General features: G+C 68.1%; 17 protein-coding genes. 12 read left to right on the plus strand and 5 right to left on the minus strand.

Going from position 1 to position 18,503, the window contains the following annotated elements:
• The first annotated feature begins 1 nt into the window (after position 1).
• The 3 genes from ABEA24_RS29835 (at position 2) to ABEA24_RS29845 (ending at position 2,067) form a co-directional block, all read left to right on the plus strand.
• Entirely contained in the window at positions 2 to 1,288 is a 1,287-nt protein-coding gene (locus ABEA24_RS29835) for a WXG100-like domain-containing protein (protein ID WP_345434490.1), read from the plus strand.
• A gap of 10 nt (positions 1,289 to 1,298) precedes the next feature.
• Positions 1,299 to 1,715, plus strand: coding sequence for a DUF6188 family protein (locus tag ABEA24_RS29840; RefSeq protein WP_345434491.1), 417 nt, complete (start codon positions 1,299 to 1,301; stop codon positions 1,713 to 1,715).
• Positions 1,716 to 1,833: 118 nt separating this feature from the next.
• Complete coding sequence (locus ABEA24_RS29845; protein ID WP_345434492.1) at positions 1,834 to 2,067, plus strand: hypothetical protein; 234 nt, start codon at positions 1,834 to 1,836, stop codon at positions 2,065 to 2,067.
• 324 nt (positions 2,068 to 2,391) lie between these two features.
• On the opposite strand, the gene ABEA24_RS29850 is transcribed toward ABEA24_RS29845, so the two are convergent.
• From ABEA24_RS29850 to ABEA24_RS29860, 3 genes are read right to left on the minus strand one after another with little or no spacing between them, the layout of a single operon-like run.
• Entirely contained in the window at positions 2,392 to 3,162 is a 771-nt protein-coding gene (locus tag ABEA24_RS29850) for a succinate dehydrogenase/fumarate reductase iron-sulfur subunit (RefSeq protein WP_345434494.1), read from the minus strand.
• Between the two features lies 1 nt (position 3,163).
• Complete coding sequence (locus ABEA24_RS29855; protein ID WP_345434495.1) at positions 3,164 to 5,074, minus strand: fumarate reductase/succinate dehydrogenase flavoprotein subunit; 1,911 nt, start codon at positions 5,072 to 5,074, stop codon at positions 3,164 to 3,166.
• Between the two features lie 13 nt (positions 5,075 to 5,087).
• Positions 5,088 to 5,918, minus strand: coding sequence for a hypothetical protein (locus ABEA24_RS29860; RefSeq protein WP_345434496.1), 831 nt, complete (start codon positions 5,916 to 5,918; stop codon positions 5,088 to 5,090).
• Between the two features lie 264 nt (positions 5,919 to 6,182).
• Here ABEA24_RS29860 and ABEA24_RS29865 point away from each other — a divergent pair, with 264 nt between their 5' ends.
• Complete coding sequence (locus ABEA24_RS29865; protein WP_345434497.1) at positions 6,183 to 6,752, plus strand: hypothetical protein; 570 nt, start codon at positions 6,183 to 6,185, stop codon at positions 6,750 to 6,752.
• Between the two features lie 62 nt (positions 6,753 to 6,814).
• On the opposite strand, the gene ABEA24_RS29870 is transcribed toward ABEA24_RS29865, so the two are convergent.
• Entirely contained in the window at positions 6,815 to 7,741 is a 927-nt protein-coding gene (locus ABEA24_RS29870) for a LysR substrate-binding domain-containing protein (protein ID WP_345434498.1), read from the minus strand.
• Between the two features lie 88 nt (positions 7,742 to 7,829).
• Here ABEA24_RS29870 and ABEA24_RS29875 point away from each other — a divergent pair, with 88 nt between their 5' ends.
• From ABEA24_RS29875 to ABEA24_RS29885, 3 genes are read left to right on the plus strand one after another with little or no spacing between them, the layout of a single operon-like run.
• On the plus strand, positions 7,830 to 8,570 hold the full coding sequence (locus ABEA24_RS29875) for a succinate dehydrogenase cytochrome b subunit (RefSeq protein WP_345434500.1): 741 nt from the start codon (positions 7,830 to 7,832) through the stop codon (positions 8,568 to 8,570).
• Positions 8,571 to 8,572: 2 nt separating this feature from the next.
• On the plus strand, positions 8,573 to 10,507 hold the full coding sequence (locus ABEA24_RS29880) for a fumarate reductase/succinate dehydrogenase flavoprotein subunit (protein WP_345434501.1): 1,935 nt from the start codon (positions 8,573 to 8,575) through the stop codon (positions 10,505 to 10,507).
• Positions 10,507 to 11,247, plus strand: a complete 741-nt coding sequence (locus ABEA24_RS29885) for a succinate dehydrogenase/fumarate reductase iron-sulfur subunit (protein ID WP_345434502.1) — start codon at positions 10,507 to 10,509, stop codon at positions 11,245 to 11,247. The genes ABEA24_RS29880 and ABEA24_RS29885 overlap by 1 nt, the downstream gene beginning before the upstream one ends.
• Positions 11,248 to 11,320: 73 nt before the next feature.
• Here ABEA24_RS29885 and ABEA24_RS29890 read toward each other — a convergent pair whose 3' ends face one another.
• The gene (locus ABEA24_RS29890; RefSeq protein WP_345434503.1) at positions 11,321 to 12,694 is read right to left on the minus strand and encodes a GH39 family glycosyl hydrolase; all 1,374 of its coding nucleotides are present in this window, start codon (positions 12,692 to 12,694) and stop codon (positions 11,321 to 11,323) included.
• Positions 12,695 to 12,984: 290 nt separating this feature from the next.
• Between ABEA24_RS29890 and ABEA24_RS29895 the strand changes: the two genes are divergently transcribed.
• The 5 genes from ABEA24_RS29895 to ABEA24_RS29915 are packed head-to-tail and all read left to right on the plus strand — an operon-like array spanning position 12,985 to position 18,461.
• Complete coding sequence (locus ABEA24_RS29895) at positions 12,985 to 14,577, plus strand: peptide ABC transporter substrate-binding protein (protein WP_345434504.1); 1,593 nt, start codon at positions 12,985 to 12,987, stop codon at positions 14,575 to 14,577.
• 1 nt (position 14,578) lies between these two features.
• Complete coding sequence (locus tag ABEA24_RS29900; RefSeq protein WP_345434505.1) at positions 14,579 to 15,505, plus strand: ABC transporter permease; 927 nt, start codon at positions 14,579 to 14,581, stop codon at positions 15,503 to 15,505.
• Entirely contained in the window at positions 15,498 to 16,424 is a 927-nt protein-coding gene (locus ABEA24_RS29905; protein WP_345434506.1) for an ABC transporter permease, read from the plus strand. Before ABEA24_RS29900 ends, ABEA24_RS29905 begins: the two co-directional genes overlap by 8 nt.
• Entirely contained in the window at positions 16,424 to 17,434 is a 1,011-nt protein-coding gene (locus ABEA24_RS29910; protein ID WP_345434507.1) for an ABC transporter ATP-binding protein, read from the plus strand. The genes ABEA24_RS29905 and ABEA24_RS29910 overlap by 1 nt, the downstream gene beginning before the upstream one ends.
• Positions 17,427 to 18,461, plus strand: coding sequence for an ABC transporter ATP-binding protein (locus tag ABEA24_RS29915; RefSeq protein WP_345434508.1), 1,035 nt, complete (start codon positions 17,427 to 17,429; stop codon positions 18,459 to 18,461). The genes ABEA24_RS29910 and ABEA24_RS29915 overlap by 8 nt, the downstream gene beginning before the upstream one ends.
• The last annotated feature ends 42 nt before the right edge of the window (positions 18,462 to 18,503 follow it).

Here is an 18,503-nt window from a genome sequence, read left to right on the forward strand (position 1 = left end):
AATGGTGGCCCCGCGTCGTGTCGACGTCTCCCCGGCGATGGTGGACGGCGCCGCGAAGAACTTCGCAGTGGGGCAGCACGACCTCATCGACACGTGGATGCGCCTGCTCGGCGGTCTGGACGGCAACCACGGCATGGCGGGCAACGACAAGGCCGCCAATATCTTCAACGCCAAGTACGCCCCCGCCGTACAGGCCGCATGGAAGGCGTTCCGGCAGGCGATCGTCGTCATCGGTGGCGCCTCGCTCGGCCTCACACAGACGGCCAATAACCACCTAGCCGCCGATCACCGGTCGCGTGCCGATGCGAGCGGCGGCGCATCGGCTCTTCTGGGCCCCAACGAGGTCTACCCGGACATGTCGCTGGCAGAGCCGCAAAGCGCCATCGGTCCGGCGGCGACGGGCCCCTATCTCGGTGCCAACCGGATTCTGGCTACCTTGCTGGTCGGGTACTGGCCGGCCGCGCACCCGAACAACCTCGAAAACGCCGCCGGCAAGTGGTACGCCGCGGCGAACGAGGTGAACAAGGTCGCCGAGTGGCTGAACTGGAGTATCGGCCAACTGGCCGATTCCAGCAAGACGCGGGACTTCGCCGCCATCCAGCGGTACTGGCACAAGGTCTACCAAGCCGGTGACGGGCACAGCCTGCTGGGCGGTCTCATCAAGCTGTGCAACGCCCTCGGTGACGCCTGCGATCGCTACGCGAACGTCACCTGGGCCACCCAGAACAAGATCAACCTGATCGTGAGTTCGCAGGAAGTGCTCGTCTTGCTCAGCGCGGGCAGCGAGGGCGTCATCACACGGCTCCGTGGCGTCTTCAACCGGATCGCCGCCGGGGGTGCGGCTGCGGTCGGCCGCGAGGTCGGTGCCGCCGTCACAGAAGATGTAGTCGCCGAAGCGGTGGCCGCCGCAGCGGAAACCCCCAAGATCGAACCTATCGCGGCCGACTTCGAGGCCACGGCAGGCAAGGCCGTCGCCGACGAGATCGGAGACGGCTTCGCCGGTAAGGTGACCTCAGCAGAGCAGCAGCTTCCGCGGCCGGTGCCGGATGGATGGGCCCCGCGGGTTTCTGATAACGGCAAGGGCATCGTTTTTCAGGATCCGAACGCAACAGGAAACGCCAATATGATCCGTGTCATGGATCCAACTCCTAAATATCCAAACGGCTATATTCGGGTGTACAACTCACATGGTCAGCCGGTCGACGTCTATGGGAAGCCAGGCCCGCCCTCGGCCACTCATATCCCGGTAGATTATGATGGCAAATGGCCAGGGTGGCCCGGGGGGTAGGTGATTTCGTATGGCGCTTGTCGAGCACGAGGACCGCTGGTCGACGGTATCGCAAGGTGGGTCGATCGAACGGGTCTGTATCGACTGGGCCATCACGCTCTTGATTCGTGCCGACGATGAGGAGTTCACGGTCAGGATCGAAGAGTCGGTATCGCTGAGGGATCCAGCGGGAGTCGATGCCAGGCTGACCCCAACTGATGAGCCGTCCAATCTTGCCCCTATCCTCCGTCTACTTCGTCGGAGTGCGGTGAGAGTGGATGCATTCAAGGATGGACGTCTAGAAATCGAAACATCCGAGGGTGACCTTCTCACCGTTCTCGCGTCCGAGGACTTTGAGCCATGGGAGATCTCCGGACCCTACGACACACGTCTTGTCTCAACACCCGATAAGGCTGTTTCTGTTTGGAGACCGTCTAAAGCGGGCTAGGGCTGGTTCTCGATAAAAGGGTCGACCCACTTCAGAAGGCGATATAGACGGATCATCGCGCAGCGCGCGCCGCGAGGAGCGGGATTTCCAGGAGTAGCTCTTCGCTGAGGCCGATGGGGTGCCTCGGCCGTCAGCGGCAGAGGCGCTGGCGCGGATCTGGCCAGGGCTGGTCGCGGTCAGAGTGATCGCCGCCGGCGCACTCGCCGACCGCCTCATCACCTCGGTCACCGTCAGCGTCGCGGGCACCCCAAACGTCCGCATCCTCCAAGCCGCGACCGAAGGAGAAGATTTCGACACGGTCCTGCGCGAATGGAAAGCATCCACTCCATCGGCCCCACCGTGGATGCTGTGACCCGGCCTCTCACTGCTCTGCCTGCTGAGGCTCTCTCCACCCTGATCTCGGCAAGGCCGCTCTCGTGGGTCGCCTTCAACTCGGGGTTCCAGCGGATCATGTTCTCTAACAAATGGTTCCTGACCATGGAACCCGGCCCGGACGACACATGGCGACTGGACCTGGGGGACGGCCGCGTCACCTACCCGCCTCAATAACGGTCAGTCAGTCGCCGGCGCAGGTCACGGTGACGCACAACCGAGTGAATCGGGTCTTCACGTTTGTGCTTCGATCTGATGGTGCCTCGGCCTCGCGCGGTCCCATGAGGCCGAGGCACCGAGGCGGTCAGGCCTTGGGGGTCTCCTTGTCGCGCTTCACGATGCCGATCTTGGAGCCGAGCCAGACCAGGGGGTCGTAGCGGCGGCCCACGACGCGCTCCTTCATGGGAATGAGCGCGTTATCGGTGATCTTGATGTGCTCGGGGCAGACCTCGGTGCAGCACTTGGTGATGTTGCAGTAGCCGAGCCCGAAGTCGTCCTGGGCGATCTGCCGGCGGTCGGCGACGTCGGCGGGGTGCATCTCCAGCTCCGCGACGCGCATGAGGAAGCGCGGGCCGGAGAAGTGCTCCTTGTTCTCCTCGTGGTCGCGGATGACGTGGCAGGTGTTGTTGCACAGGAAGCATTCGATGCACTTGCGGAACTCCTGCGAGCGCTCGACGTCCACCTGCTGCATCCGGAACTCGCCGGGCTCGACCTCGCCGCCGTCGAAGGCCGGGACCTCGCGGGCCTTCTCGTAGTTGTACGAGACGTCGGTGACCAGGTCGCGGATGACGGGGAACGTGCGCATCGGCGTGACCGTGACGGTCTCGTCCTCGGTGAACGTCGACATCCGCGTCATGCACATCAGCCGCGGCCGGCCGTTGATCTCCGCGGAACAGGAGCCGCACTTGCCGGCCTTGCAGTTCCAGCGGACGGCCAGGTCGGGCGCCTCGGTGGCCTGGAGCCGGTGGATGACGTCGAGGACGACCTCGCCCTCGTTGACCTCGACGGTGTAGTCCTTGAGCTCGCCCTCGCCGGCGTCGCCGCGCCAGACCCGGAACTTCGCCTTGTAGCCCATCTCAGTTCTTCTCCTCAGCGGGGAGCTCGCTCTCGGTCAGGTACTTCTTCAGCTCGTCGAGTTCGAAGAGCGAGAGGAGGTCCTCGCGCATCGGCTCCATGTCCTGGCGCTTGAGTTCGACGACGCCGTCGGTGAGGCGGCACACGAGGTTGAGCTTGCGCCAGTCGGCGGACATCTTCGGGTAGTCGTCGCGGGTGTGGCCGCCGCGGCTCTCCTGGCGTTCGAGGGCGGCGCGGGCGACGCACTCCGAGACGATCATCATGTTGCGCAGGTCCAGCGCCAGGTGCCAGCCGGGGTGGTACGCGGGGCCCTGCCCCTCCGTGACCGTCGCACCTGCGGACGGCGCGACGGCGACGTTGCCCACGCGCTCGCGGAGCTTGCCGAGCGCCTCGATGGCCTGCTCGAGCTCGTCCTCGCGGCGGATGATGCCGACGAGGTCGTTCATGGTCTGCTGGAGCTCCTGGTGGACCGCGTAGGGGTTCTCCCCGGTCTCCCGCTCGTACGGCTCGAGGGCCTCGGCGATCGCGGCCTCGATCTCGGACTCGGGCACCGACACGGTGGTGGCGGAGGCGTACTCGGAGGCGCCCAGGCCGGCCCGGCGTCCGAAGACGAGCAGGTCGGACAGGGAGTTTCCGCCGAGGCGGTTGGATCCGTGCATGCCGCCGGAGACCTCGCCGGCCGCGAACAGGCCGGGGACGAGCGCGGCGCCGGTGTCGGGGTCGACCTCGACACCGCCCATGACGTAGTGGCAGGTCGGCCCGACCTCCATGGGCTCGGCCGTGATGTCGACGTCGGCCAGCTCCTTGAACTGGTGGTGCATCGACGGCAGCCGCTTGATGATCTGCTCCGGCTTCAGCCGGGAGGCGATGTCGAGGAAGACGCCGCCGTGGGGTGAGCCGCGGCCGGCCTTCACCTCGGAGTTGATCGCGCGGGCGACCTCGTCACGGGGCAGCAGCTCGGGCGGGCGCCGGTTGTTGTCCGGGTCCTCGTACCAGCGGTCGCCCTCTTCCTCCGTCGTCGCGTACTTGTCCTTGAAGACCTCGGGGATGTACTCGAACATGAACCGCTTGCCGTCGGAGTTCTTCAGCACGCCGCCGTCGCCGCGTACGGACTCGGTGACGAGGATGCCCTTGACCGACGGCGGCCAGACCATGCCGGTCGGGTGGAACTGCACGAACTCCATGTTGATCAGCGATGCCCCGGCGAGCAGAGCGAGCGCGTGGCCGTCCCCGGTGTACTCCCAGGAGTTGGAGGTCACCTTGAAGGACTTGCCGATGCCGCCGGTGGCGAGCACCACGGCGGGGGCCTCGAAGACCACGAACTTCCCGGTCTCGCGGATGTAGCCGAACGCGCCGCAGATCTTGCCCTCGTCGTCCTTGAGGAGCCGGGTGACGGTCGTCTCGGCGAAGACCTTCAGCCGGGCGTCATAGTCGCCGAACTCCCGGTGGTCCTCCTGCTGGAGCGCGACGACCTTCTGCTGGCAGGTGCGGATCAGCTCCAGGCCCGTACGGTCGCCGACGTGCGCCAGGCGCGGGTACTCGTGCCCGCCGAAGTTGCGCTGGCTGATTTTGCCGTCCTTGGTGCGGTCGAACAGCGCGCCCCAGGCCTCCAGCTCCCAGATGCGGTCGGGGGCCTCCTTGGCGTGCAGCTCGGCCATGCGCCAGTTGTTGAGGAACTTCCCGCCGCGCATGGTGTCGCGGTAGTGGACCTGCCAGTTGTCGTTCGGGTTGGCGTTGCCCATCGCGGCCGCGGCGCCGCCCTCGGCCATGACCGTGTGGGCCTTGCCGAACAGCGACTTGGAGATGATCGCGGTCTTCTTGCCCTGCAGCCGCGCCTCGATCGCGGCGCGCAGCCCGGCGCCGCCGGCGCCGATGACGACGACGTCGTACTGCAGCCTCTCGATGTCAGTCACTTTGTGGTCGTCCTTAGTTGAAGATCCGCAGGTCGGAGAATGTTCCGTGCGCGACGAGCGCGACGTACGCGTCGGTCAGCGCGAGCGTGCCGAGTGTGATCAGGGCGAACTGCCCGTGCCGGGTGTTCAGCTTGCTGATCTGCGTCCAGAGCCAGTAGCGGACGGGGTGCTTGGAGAAGCTCTTCAGGCGTCCGCCCATGACGTGCCGGCAGGAGTGGCAGGACAGGGTGTAGGCCCACAGCAGGATCACGTTGACCCACAGGATGATGGTGCCGAGCCCGATGCCGAAGCCGCCGTCCTTGCCGTGGAAGGCGTTGATGGCGTCCCAGGTGTTGACGAGGGAGATGAGCCCGGCGATCACCCAGAAGTAGCGGTGGGCGTTCTGCAGGATGAGCGGAAGACGCGTCTCGCCGCTGTAGGCGCCCGGGGTCTTGCGGGCGGGGCTCTTGTCCGGCACCGCGCACGCCGACGGCGTGAGCCAGAACGCCCGGTAGTACGACTTGCGGTAGTAATAGCAGGTCAGCCGGAACCCGAGCAGGAACGGCAGCGAGATCAAGGCGTACGGGATGAAGAACGGCAGGTGGTCAGGGACGAACCTGCCGAAGTCCGCGGCCCCTGCCGGGCAAGCCTTGCTGACGCACGGCGAGTAGAACGGCGTCAGGTAGTGGTACTTCTCAACCCAGAAACTGCTGCCCATCATCGATCGCACGGTCGCGTAGATCACCCACGCCGTGAACACGATGAACGTGATCAGGGGGCTGGTCCAGTAGCGGTCCGTGCGTAGGGTGCGCGCCGGGATCCGGGCCCGATCCTTGGCCGGCGCGTCCACCGTAGTCTGCGTCATCCGGAGTCTCCATCGAAGGCACATCGCCTGGGAGGGCCGCTTATACTCCAGCCTCTCCTCTGCGGGGCGCACTACGTTATTAGGGAGTTGTCACGAGCAAGATACGAGGCGCGAACACGCAATGTGAAACTGCCCACTTACCCACGAGTAACAGGGCTAATTATGCGCCTAATGTGCCGCAAATCGGCATTTGCGAATTATGGTATCTAACGAGTGCTTGTTCCGCTAGTGTCCGGTTGTGAGTCGCGAGGTTAGGATCGTCGCATGGGACAGCGGTCACAGGGAACGAGGCAGCGGTCGAGCTTCGGCCCGGGCGCGTACGTCGTGCGCTACGCGTGGTGGAGTCCGCTCGTCCCCACCTTCGTGGGCGCGGCCCTCGTCGCCGGATTCGTGATCGTCGAGCTGCGCCGCCCGGCGGACGAGCGCTGGCGGCCGGCCGCCCATCCGGGCGTCGGCGACTGGATCAACTTCGGGGCCCGCTGCCTGATGCCGCTCGCCGGTGTCGCCCTCTTCGTGCTCGCGGTCGTCTACCTGCGCCGTGTCGTACGGGGCCGGGTGGCGTTCGCCGTCACGCGCGACGGCGTCTACTGGTGCCCCTCCGGGGACCGCGCCAAGGGCGAGTGGTTCTCCTGGGACGACGTCGCGGCGATCGAGTTCCACGCGGCCGAAGGCGGCTCCACCGGCCATGGCGCCGTGGCGCTGTGCGGGTACGCGCCGCCGGACGAGGATCCGCCGCGCCTGGTCTCCACCCGTCTCGGCGGCTGGCGGATCGGCAGGCGCCGGCTGGTCCGGGCGCTTCGCGAGTTCGCCCCGCACGTCGAACTGATCAGATGACGAGCCGTTAGGGCCTGTCTCGAAGTCCCGCTGTCCTACGGACGGGGACTTCGAGACAGGCCCTAGTCGAGCCGCTGGACCCCTGGCGGCAGGGCGTTGCCGGCCTCGGCGTCGCGCAGGAACCCGAGCAGCGTCTCGCGGAACGCCCGCGCCGCGTGCGTCGGGTCGACGTCCTTGCGGTGGGCCAGCGCGATCGTGCGCTGCAGCCCGGGCGGGGCCAGGGGAGTGCCCACGAGGCCGGGCCGCCCGGCGAGGACCATCGACGGCACGACGGCCGCGCCGAGGCCGGCCTCGACGAACCGCAGCACCGCGTCCATCTCCCCGCCCTCGACGGCGAACCGCGGCTCGAACCCCGCCTGCCGGCAGGCCGCCTGCGTCGCCTCCCGCAGGTCGTACCCGCGGCGGAACATCACCAGCGGCCGCGACCGCAGGTCCTCGATCCGCAGCGGGGAGCGCTTCGGCGCGTCCGCGTGCGAGGAGACGACGACGAGGTCCTCGCGCAGGATCGGCGTCGTCTCCAGGGCCGGGTCCGTGCTCTGCAGCGGCAGGATGATCAGGGCCAGGTCCAGCTGCCCGCGCGCCAGGTCCCGTACGAGGTCGCGGGAGCCGCCCTCCTCGACGCGCAGCTCGATCCCGGGGTAGCGGGTGCGGAAGCGCATCAGCGCGTCGGCGAGCAGCCCGGCGAACAGCGACGGGGTCGCGCCCAGCCGCACCCGCCCGCGCCGCAGCCCCGTCAGGTCCTGCACCTCCCGGCGGGCCGTCTCGACGTCGGCGAGGATGCGCCGGGCGAGTGGCAGCAGCGCCTCGCCGGCCGGAGTCAGCGTGATGTTGCCCCGGGCACGGCTGAACAGCGGGGCGCCCAGCTCCGACTCCAGCGTCCTGATCTGCTTGGACAGGGACGGCTGTGCGACGCGCAGAGTTTCCGCCGCTTGTGTGAAGTGCCTCACCTCGGCCACCGCGACGAAGTACGAAAGCTGCTGTAGCTGCATGGTTCATAGCCTACGGCTATGGAAACGAGCGTCGTCATGTCTTGGACGTGAGCATAGAACCGGACATACGTTCCGCGATGTGTCGTCCGTGACCCGATCCACGCCGGTGGCCACCCGTCCCCGCCCGAAGACGCCCTCGTCGGCGCCAGGTCCGCTGAAGCGGTACCGCTCGTCCGTCGGCCGGAAGGCCGTCATGGCGGTGACCGGCGCCATCCTCTTCCTGTTCGTGATCGCCCACATGCTCGGCGACCTCAAGGCCTTCCTGGGCCGGGAGGACTTCAACCACTACTCCTACTGGCTGCGATCGGTCGGCTCGCCGGCGCTCCCGCACCGCGTCTTCCTGAGCATCCTGGAAGCCGGCCTCGTCGTCGCCGTGATCGTGCACATCTGGGCGGCGGTCTCCCTGGCCCGCCAGGCGCGCCGAGCCCGCCCCGTCAGGTACGCCGCGCGGCGCAAGACGCATGAGAACGGGTACGCCACGTACGTCATGCGGTACGGCGGGGTCGTCATCCTGCTGTTCGTCATCTGGCACCTGCTGGACCTGACCTTCGGAGCCGTCAACCCGAAGGGCGAGAACGCCACGCCGTACGACAAGGTCATCGCGGACTTCGACCCAGCCCGCTGGTACATCACCCTCTTCTACATCGTCGCCGTCATCCTGGTCGGCTTCCACCTGCGCCACGGCCTGTTCAGCGCCGTCCAGACGCTCGGCTGGGGCCGCCAGGGCCGTTACCCCGCCATCCGCCTGGTCGCCGACGTCACCGCCGCGCTGGTGGTGCTCGGCTTCGTGGCCGTTCCCGTCGGGGTCACGATCGGAGTGTTGAAGTAGCCATGGACGAACTGTTCACCGAGGGCGCCCCCATCGAGGACACCAAGGCGCCGGACGGCCCGCTCGAGGAGCGCTGGGACAAGCGCCGTTTCGGCGGCAAGCTGGTCAACCCGGCCAACCGCCGGAAGCTGTCGGTCATCGTGGTGGGCACCGGCCTGGCCGGCGGCTCGGCCGCCGCGACGCTCGGCGAGCTGGGCTACCACGTCAAGTCGTTCTGCTACCAGGACAGCCCGCGGCGCGCGCACAGCATCGCGGCGCAGGGCGGCATCAACGCCGCCAAGAACTACCGCAACGACGGCGACAGCATCCAGCGGCTCTTCTACGACACGATCAAGGGCGGCGACTACCGGTCCCGCGAGTCGAACGTCTACCGCCTCGCCCAGGTCAGCGTCGAGATCATCGACCAGTGCGTGGCGCAGGGCGTGCCGTTCGCCCGCGACTACGGCGGCCTGCTGGACACCCGGTCGTTCGGCGGCGTGCAGGTCTCCCGGACGTTCTACGCCCGGGGCCAGACGGGCCAGCAGCTGCTGCTCGGCGCGTACCAGGCGCTCGAGCGGCAGGTCGCGGCCGGCACCGTGGAGATGTTCGCCCGGCACGAGATGCTCGAGGTGATCGTCGTCGACGGCGTGGCGCGCGGCATCGTCGCCCGTGACATGGTCACCGGCGAGATCGAGACGCACACCGCCGACGCGGTCGTGCTGGCGTCCGGCGGGTACGGCAACGTCTTCTTCCTGTCGACCAACGCCAAGGGCTGCAACGTCACGGCGACCTGGCGGGCGCACCGCAAGGGCGCGCTGTTCGCCAACCCCTGCTTCACGCAGATCCACCCGACCTGCATCCCGCCGAGCGGCGATCACCAGTCGAAGCTGACCCTGATGTCGGAGTCGCTGCGTAACGACGGCCGCGTCTGGGTGCCGGCGAAGAAGGGCGACACCCGCAGGCCGGGCGACATCCCCGAGGACGAGCGCGACTACTACCTGGAGCGCATCTACCCGTCGTTCGGCAACCTGGTGCCGCGGGACATCGCCTCCCGCGCCGCCAAGAACGTCTGCGACGAGGGCCGGGGCGTCGGCCCGGGAGGGCTGGGCGTCTACCTGGACTTCGCCGACGCGATCGCGCGGCTCGGCCGGGACGCCGTCGCGGCCAAGTACGGGAACCTGTTCGAGATGTACGAGCGCATCACCGGCGAGGACCCGTTCGACGTCCCGATGCGCATCTACCCGGCGGTGCACTACACGATGGGCGGCCTGTGGGTCGACTACGACCTGCAGTCGACCATCCCCGGCCTGTTCGTGATCGGTGAGGCGAACTTCTCCGACCACGGCGCGAACCGCCTCGGCGCGTCCGCGCTGATGCAGGGCCTGGCCGACGGCTACTTCGTGCTGCCGAACACCATCAGCGACTACCTGGCCAAGGGCCCGTTCGAGAAGATCGGCGAGGACCACGAGGCCGTCGTCGAGGCCCGCGAGGCGGTCGAGAGCCGCATCGAGAAGCTCCTGTCGATCGACGGCGACCGTACGCCCGACTCCTTCCACCGCGAGCTCGGCGCGGTCATGTGGGAGTACTGCGGGATGGAGCGCAATGAGGCCGGCCTCCTCAAGGCGATCGACCGGATCCGCGAGCTGCGCGAGGAGTTCTGGACCCGCGTCAAGGTCCCGGGCGAGAACGAGGAGCTCAACCAGAACCTCGAGAAGGCCGGCCGCATCGCCGACTTCTTCGAGCTGGCCGAGCTGATGTGCATCGACGCGCTCCACCGCGAGGAGTCCTGCGGCGGCCACTTCTGCACCGCGTCGCAGACCCCCGACGGCGAGGCGCTCCGCGACGACGAGAGGTTCGCCTACGTGGCGGCGTGGGAGTACACGGGCCACGCGCCCGTCCTCCACAAGGAGGACCTCGAGTACGAGTACGTCAAGATGACCCAGAGGTCGTACAAGTAATGAAGCTCACGCTGAAGATCTGGCGGCAGAAGAACGCCGCCGACAAGGGCCGGATGACCTCGTACGAGCTCGACGACGTCTCGCCGGACATGTCGTTCCTGGAGATGCTCGACGTCCTCAACGAGCGGCTGATCCTCGAGGGCGAGGACCCGGTCGCTTTCGACCACGACTGCCGCGAGGGCATCTGCGGCATGTGCTCGCTGGTGATCGACGGCACGCCGCACGGGCCGGAGAAGGCCACGACCACCTGCCAGCTGCACATGCGGAAGTTCAAGGACGGCGACGTCATCACGATCGAGCCGTGGCGGGCGCGGGCGTTCCCGGTCATCAAGGACCTGGTGGTGGACCGGTCCTCCTTCGACCGCATCATCCAGGCGGGCGGCTACATCAGCGCCCCGACCGGCTCGGCGCCCGAGGCCGCGGCCCTCCCGGTGCCGAAGGACGACGCGAACGACGCGTTCGACGCCGCGACCTGCATCGGCTGCGGCGCGTGCGTGGCGGCCTGCCCGAACGCCTCCGCGATGCTGTTCACCGCCGCGAAGATCACCCACCTGGGCCTGCTGCCGCAGGGCCAGCCGGAGCGGTACGACCGGGTCACGGCGATGGTGGACCAGATGGACGCCGAGGGCTTCGGCGGCTGCACGAACACCGGCGAGTGCACCGCGGTCTGCCCGAAGGGCATCCCGTTCGAGACGATCTCCCGGCTCAACGCCGACCTGCTCAAGGCCGCGCGCGGCTGAGCGCTCGGCACCCGGACGTCACGGCCCGGGCGGAAGGTACGTCCCCCTTTCCGCCCGGGCCGTGATCTTTGTTCTAGCCGACGACGAGCTGCGTCACGGAGGGCCCCGGCAGGGTGAGGCTGATCTGCCCGGACTGGACGGGCAGGGAGCCGAGCGACGTGGGCGTGGCGTAGGAGACGGTGCTGCCGTCCTTCTGGAAGGCGGTCGCCGTCGTCCCGCTGTCGACCCCGATGACGGCCTGTCGGCTCGTGGTGCCCTTGTTCACGACCACGATGACCTTCGGGTTCGCGGACGCGTACACCTCGACGTCCGGCAGGGTCGTCGACGAGGAGACCAGGCTGGTGCCGAAGTGCTGGAGGGACGTGCCCTGCTGCCCGGTGAAGAAGCCGAGGCCGCTGTAGATCGGCATCCGCTCGTCCAGGCCGGCGCCGTTCTGGGCGTACGACGGCCGGTCCGCGTTGGCCCGGTCGTACAGCAGGCCGAGGTCGCCGTTCTTGTCGGCGTAGGCCAGGCCGGTCCCGCCGGCGTCGACCACGTGGCCGAAGGCGCTGGCGGCCCACCAGATGGCGGCGTTGCGGTACTGCACGGGCTCGGTGCCGACGTTCCCGCAGCTGCTCGGGGCGGTGTGCACGCTCCAGTCGGAGTTCATCTCACCGACCTCGATGCCGATCGACGATGCCCGGCTGGGGACGGTCGCCTGGATCATGCCACGGAGGCGGGTGACGTCGTTCTCCCACTCGAGGGTATCGGCCAGCAGCCGGTCGTCGCAGAGGAACGTGTCGCCGCCCATGCCGTACTTGTGGAAGTCGACGAAGTCCGCCCGTGAGCCGCTGCCCGTGAGGAAGGTCTGGAGGAAGTCCCAGTTCGGGTAGGCCGTGGCGGGTCCGCCGACCTTGATGGTGGGGTCGACGGCCTTCATCGCGTCGTAGGCGGCGTTGAACTTCGCGGAGTAGTCCGCCGCGTCCATCTGGGCCCCGTCGGGCTCGTTGCCGAGGATCCAGCGGGTGACCCTGTTCGGGGCGGTCCCCGTGTTGAAGTGACGGACCAGCCCGGCGGCGTCGACAGGGTCGAGGGGCGCGATCACGACGGGCGCCGAGCCGAGGTTCTTGATGGCCGACACCCACTGGTCGCCGGTCGGCCCGCGGTCGGCGCCGTCTCCGCCGGCCACGATCTTGCTGGTGGTGTCGCCGGGGACGCTGTAGACGAGCTGCATGCGCGCCAGGCCGTACCGGCCGCCACCGAGCATGGCCTGCTGGGTGGCGTCATTCGTGATGTAGTTCCCGTAGCCGTATCCGGAGATGTCGATGCCGAAGGTCTCCGGCGGCACGGAGCGGACCGTGGTGCCGAAGGCGACGGTGACGTTGGCCGTCGCCGCGCCGGCGGGCGCGGCGGACAGCAGGGCGGTGGCGACCGTCGCGGTCGACAGCAGGGCTTTGAGCGTTCTCATGTGTGGACCGGCTCCGACGGGGAAATGATCTTGAGGGGTGCGGGCGGCTGATCCGCTCCGCGCGGTGATCCTCGCACTCGCGGATGTCCTCCGACAGGGACCTGCGGCCCAATCACGAGCCGTACGGACGTGGTCGCCGCCGGTCAGAGTCGGTGCGGTGCCCGAATTGCAACGATCGTTGGTAGGTATATTTCAATATCAAAACGGTTGACGTAAAGATCTACCACCGCCGGGCCGTATTGCCCCACGCTAGGGCCGATCCCCGTACGACCCCGGAGGTGGACGGCCCGATGTCCGTGAAAAAGAGCCGCTGGCTCGTCTCCTTGACCGCGGTGGCGCTCGCGGCCTCCGCCTGTGGCGGCGGCGGGTCCGGCGGCACCAAGGACAAGTCCTTCAGCTTCGCCATCACCGAGCCGGAGCACCTCACGCCGGGCAATACCAACGATGGCCAGGGCCTCAACGTCGACGAGGCACTGTTCGACCGGCTCATGGCGCTCGACCCGACGGGCAAGCCCGTGCCGCAGGAGGCCGAGTCCCTCACCTCCACGGACCAGAAGGTCTGGACCGCCAAGATCAAGCCAGGGCTCACCTTCCACAACGGCGAGCCGGTCACCGCGCAGAGCTACGCCGACGCGTGGAACCAGGCCGCGTACGGCCCCAACGGCTGGGGCAACAACGCCTACTTCGCCACCATCGACGGCTACGACGACCTGAACCCGTCGGACGAGAAGGCCAAGCCCAAGGCCGACAAGCTCCGCGGGCTGAAGGTCGTCGACGACCACACCCTCCAGATCACGCTCTCCAAGCCGTTCAGCCAGCTGCCGCTGGTGCTGTCCTTCGCCGGCACGGCGCCGCTGCCCAAGGCGGCGCTGAGCGACCTCAAGGGGTTCGAGCAGAAGCCGATCGGCAACGGGCCGTTCATGCTGGACGGCGCCTGGGAGCACAACCGGCAGATCAAGCTCAAGAAGTTCCCGGGCTACAAGGGGCCACGACCCGCCCACGCAGACGGGCTCACCTTCAAGATCTACGCCAGCCGCGACGCCGCGTACACCGACCTGCAAGCCGGGAAGGTGGACTTCGACAGCCAGATCCCGGCGGCCAAGGTCCCGCAGGCCAAGCGCGTGCTCGCCAAGCGCTTCCTGAGCGTGCCGAGCGGCACGATGGACTTCCTCGAGTTCCCGCTGTACGACAAGGCGTTCGCCAACCCGGACCTGCGCAAGGCCATCTCGATGGCCATCGACCGGCAGTCGATCGTGGACTCCGTCTACAACGGCGCGTTCAAGCCGGTCGGGTCACTGCTCGCGCCGATCGTCCCCGGCTATCGGGAGAACGCCTGCGGCGAGGGGTGCACGTACAACCCGCAGGCGGCCAAGCAGCTGTTCGACAAGGCGGGCGGCTTCAACGGCACGCTGCACCTGATGTTCTCCAACGCCGACTCGACGTACGAGCAGTGGATGACCGACATCGCCAACCAGCTCAAGCAGAACCTCGGCATCAAGGACATCGTGTTCGACAAGGTCCAGGTGTCGGACTACCTGACCAAGCTGAGCGACCACAAGGCGACCGGCCCGTACCGCAGCAACTGGATCATGGACTACCCGAGCGCGGAGGACTACCTCACCCCGCGCTGCACGCCGCCGATCCGCTCCGGCTACGACGGTGCGGCCTGCCTCGACCTGATCAAGAAGGGGAACGCCGCCGGTGACCCGCAACAGGCACAGCAGTACTACCAGCAGGCCGAGGACACTGTGCTGAAGGACATGCCGCTCACCCCGCTGTGGAACTGGCGGGACCAGGCCGGCTACTCCAACCGGGTCTCGAACATCGACGTCGACCCGTACACCATGCCTCTGCTGCGGCTGGACAAGGTGACGGTCAAGTAACGTGTGGCGTTTCGTTCTCCGGCGCCTGCTGCAGATGGTGCCGGTCGTCCTGGGCACGACCTTCCTGATCTACGTGCTGGTGTTCGCGCTGCCCGGTGACCCGATCCGGGTCCTGGGCGGCGACAAGCCCATGCCGCCGTCGGTCTACCAGGCGCTCCGGCACCACTACCACCTGGACGAGCCGCTGATCGAGCAGTACTGCCGGTACCTGCTCGGGCTGTTCCGCGGCGACTTCGGGGAGACGCTCAACGGCCAGTCCGTCTCGAGCCTCATGGCCTCGAGCTGGACGGTGACCGTGCAGCTCGCCCTGACCGCGTGGATCTTCGAGCTGGTCGTCGGGATCACGCTCGGCGTGTGGGCGGGGCTGCGTAAGGGCGGGATCGTCGACTCGCTGGTGCTCAGCGGCACGACATTCGTCATCGCGGTCCCGGCCTTCGTGCTCGGCTACTCCGCGCAGTTGGTCTTCGGGCTCAAGCTCGGGTGGTTCCCGACCGTCGGCACCGACGACGGCTTTCCGTACAGCTACCTGCTGCCCGGCATGATCCTCGGTTCGCTGAGCCTGGCGTACATCGCCCGGCTCACCCGCACCAGCCTGATCGAGAACATGCGGGCCGACTATGTGCGGACCGCCCTCGCCAAAGGGCTGCCGCGCCGGCGGATCGTCGTGCGGCACACCCTGCGCAACTCGCTGATCCCCGTGGTGACCTTCCTCGGGATCGACCTGGGGAACCTCCTGGCCGGGGCGATCGTGATCGAGGGCATCTTCAACCTGCCCGGCATCGGCCAGCAGATCTTCCTGGCGATCCAGGTCAAGGACGGGCCGACGGTCGTCGGGATCACGACCTTCCTGGTCCTGATCTACCTGGCGGCCAACCTGGTCGTCGACATCCTGTACGGCGCTCTGGACCCGAGGATCCGGTATGAGTGAGATGACGGACACGCTCGCGGTCGCCCAGACCGGGTCAGAGGTCGTCGGAGCGTCCGCGTCGCTGTGGAGTGACGCGTGGCGCGAGCTCCGGCGACGTGTCATCTTCTGGGTGTCGGTCGCGATCCTCCTGGCGATGGGCCTGATCGCGGCGTTCCCGGCGCTGTTCACCGATCGTGGGTCCAACGACCGGTGCGACGTGAAGCTGTCCAAGCACGGACCGTCGTCGTGGAACCCGTTCGCGACCGGCGGCCACCCGTTCGGGTACGACACGCACGGCTGCGACTACTGGGCCCAGATCGTGCACGGTGCCCGCGCCCCGATGATCGTCGGGTTCGTGGTGACGGGGATCGCGCTGACGCTGGCGACCGTGCTCGGCTCGCTCTCCGGGTACTTCGGACGCTGGCTCGACGCCCTGATCTCCCGGATCACCGACATCGTCTTCGGGCTGCCCCTGGTGCTCGGCGCCCTGGTGATCCTCACCGCGTTCCCCGATCACGGCGTATGGACGATGTCGCTGGTGCTGGGCGTGCTGTGGTGGCCGACGATGACCCGGCTGATGCGCGGGCAGGTCCTGGCGGTCCGCGACGCGGATTATGTCCAGGCGGCCCGGATGCTCGGTGCCGGCGACGTACGGATCATGGCCCGGCACATCCTGCCGAACGCCATCGCGCCCGTCTTCGTCTACGCCATGCTCAACGTGGGTGTGGTCATCGGTTACGAGGCGACGCTCGACTATCTGGGCGTCGGCCTGAGGTACCCGACCGTCTCGTGGGGGCTGCAGCTGAGCCAGGCCCAGGAGCTGTTCACCGATTATCCCTACCTGCTCATCTATCCCGCGGTACTCCTGACGGCGACCGTGCTGAGCTTCCTGTTGCTCGGCGACGCCGTACGCGACGCCCTGGACCCGAAACTGCGCTGATGAACACACCCGACCCCGCTCCGGGGACACCGCTGCTCCAGGTCGAGGACCTGCACGTCGAGTTCCGTATGCGGGGCTCGACGGTGCACGCCGTCAACGGGCTCTCCTACGCGCTCCAGGAGGGCGAGACGCTCGCGATCCTGGGCGAGTCCGGGTCCGGCAAGAGCGTGAGCGCGCAGGCCGTGATGGGCATCCTCGACACCCCGCCCGCGTACGTCACCGAAGGCGCCGTGCGGTTCCGCGGGACCGAGCTGCTCGGCCTGCCGGAGAAGAAGCGCCGGACCTACCGGGGCGCGCACATCGCGATGATCTTCCAGGACGCGCTGTCGGCGCTGAATCCGGTGCACCGGGTCGGCGACCAGATCGCCGAGATGCTGATCGTCCATAAGGGCCTGTCCCGCGGCGACGCCCGGAAGCGGGCGATCGAGCTGATGGACCACGTGCGGATCCCGTCGGCGGCCTCCCGGGCGACCGACTATCCGCACCAGTTCTCGGGCGGCATGCGGCAGCGCGTGATGATCGCGATGGCGCTGGCCCTCGAACCCGACGTGCTCATCGCCGACGAGCCGACCACCGCCCTCGACGTCACCGTGCAGGCGCAGATCATGAAGCTGCTGCGGGACCTGCAGGACGAGATGGCGATGGGGCTGATCCTCATCACGCACGACCTGGGCGTCGTCGCGGACGTCGCCGACCGCATCGTGGTGATGTACGCCGGGCGCGTGGTCGAGCAGGCCGAGGTCAAGGAGCTGTACGCCCGGCCCGCGCACCCGTACACCGAGGGGCTGCTGGCGTCGGTGCCGCGCGTCGACGTGCGCGAGAGCGCGCTGACGCCGATCAAGGGGGCGCCGCCGAACCTGGCCGCGATCCCCTCCGGTTGCCCGTTCCATCCGCGCTGCCCGCGGGCGCGGGAGGAGCGCTGCCCGGACGAGGTGCCCGCGCTGCGCGACGTCACCGGCACCGGGCACGGGAGCGCCTGTCACTACGCGGAGGAGGTGCTCGGTGGCTGACGAGATCCTTCAGGTCGAGAACCTGGTCAAGCACTTCCCGCTCACCCAGGGGGTCGTGCTCAAACGCCAGGTCGGGCAGGTCAAGGCCGTCGACGGAGTCTCATTCGCGCTGCGCAAGGGCGAGACGCTCGGCCTGGTCGGGGAGTCCGGCTGCGGCAAGAGCACCCTCGCCAAGCTTCTCATGGCCCTCGAACGCCCCACTTCCGGCGCCGTGCGGTTCGAGGACCGGGACGTCTTCGCGCTGTCCAAGGCGGAGCTGCGGCGGCTGCGGCGCCGGGTGCAGATGGTCCTGCAGGACCCCTACACCTCGCTGAACCCGCGCATGACCGTCGGCGACATCGTCGGCGAGCCGTTCGCGATCCACGGCGACCCCGAGGGCGGGCGCCGCCGCCGTGTCCAGGAGCTGCTGGAGATCGTCGGCCTCGACCCCGACCACGTCAACCGCTACCCGCACCAGTTCTCCGGCGGGCAGCGGCAGCGGATCGGCATCGCCCGCGCGCTCGCGCTCCGGCCCGATGTGATCATCTGCGACGAGCCGGTGTCCGCGCTGGACGTCTCGGTCCAGGCGCAGGTCATGAACCTCCTCGCCGAGCTGCAGAAGGAGTTCGGCCTGTCGTACGTCTTCATCGCGCACGACCTGGCCGTCGTCCGGCACATCTCCGACCGGGTCGCGGTGATGTACCTCGGGAAGATCGTCGAGATCGGCGACGAGGAGCAGATCTACGACCACCCGACGCACCCGTACACGCAGGCGCTGCTGTCGGCCGTGCCGGTGCCCGACCCGACGCGGCGCGGGACCCCGATCGTGCTCGAGGGCGACGTGCCGAGCCCGACGAACCCGCCGTCGGGCTGCCGGTTCCGTACGCGCTGCTGGAAGGCCCAGGACGTCTGCGCCACCGAGGAGCCCCTCCTGGAGATCAGGGCCGCGCGCGGTCCCGAGGAGGCGCCCGGCGGGGCGACGACGGGCTCGCTCCACCCGAGCGCCTGCCACTTCGCCGACGAGAAAATCAGTCGCGAACGATCGTGACCGCTGGATAGCGTCGAAGGATCTGCCGTCTCCTGATCGGCC

Origin of the sequence: Actinoallomurus vinaceus, from assembly GCF_039542055.1 — a bacterium.
GTDB lineage: Bacteria > Actinomycetota > Actinomycetes > Streptosporangiales > Streptosporangiaceae > Actinoallomurus > Actinoallomurus vinaceus.

Bases quoted from the DNA above. Each gene is read 5' to 3' on its own strand.
- ABEA24_RS29850 (WP_345434494.1), bottom strand. From the start codon at position 3,162: ATGGGCTACAAGGCGAAGTTCCGGGTCTGGCGCGGCGACGCCGGCGAG.
- ABEA24_RS29835 (WP_345434490.1), top strand. From the start codon at position 2: ATGGTGGCCCCGCGTCGTGTCGACGTCTCCCCGGCGATGGTGGACGGC.
- ABEA24_RS29895 (WP_345434504.1), top strand. From the start codon at position 12,985: ATGTCCGTGAAAAAGAGCCGCTGGCTCGTCTCCTTGACCGCGGTGGCG.
- ABEA24_RS29880 (WP_345434501.1), top strand. From the start codon at position 8,573: ATGGACGAACTGTTCACCGAGGGCGCCCCCATCGAGGACACCAAGGCG.
- ABEA24_RS29860 (WP_345434496.1), bottom strand. From the start codon at position 5,918: ATGACGCAGACTACGGTGGACGCGCCGGCCAAGGATCGGGCCCGGATC.
- ABEA24_RS29840 (WP_345434491.1), top strand. From the start codon at position 1,299: ATGGCGCTTGTCGAGCACGAGGACCGCTGGTCGACGGTATCGCAAGGT.
- ABEA24_RS29905 (WP_345434506.1), top strand. From the start codon at position 15,498: ATGAGTGAGATGACGGACACGCTCGCGGTCGCCCAGACCGGGTCAGAG.
- ABEA24_RS29865 (WP_345434497.1), top strand. From the start codon at position 6,183: ATGGGACAGCGGTCACAGGGAACGAGGCAGCGGTCGAGCTTCGGCCCG.
- ABEA24_RS29910 (WP_345434507.1), top strand. From the start codon at position 16,424: ATGAACACACCCGACCCCGCTCCGGGGACACCGCTGCTCCAGGTCGAG.
- ABEA24_RS29885 (WP_345434502.1), top strand. From the start codon at position 10,507: ATGAAGCTCACGCTGAAGATCTGGCGGCAGAAGAACGCCGCCGACAAG.
- ABEA24_RS29890 (WP_345434503.1), bottom strand. From the start codon at position 12,694: ATGAGAACGCTCAAAGCCCTGCTGTCGACCGCGACGGTCGCCACCGCC.
- ABEA24_RS29870 (WP_345434498.1), bottom strand. From the start codon at position 7,741: ATGCAGCTACAGCAGCTTTCGTACTTCGTCGCGGTGGCCGAGGTGAGG.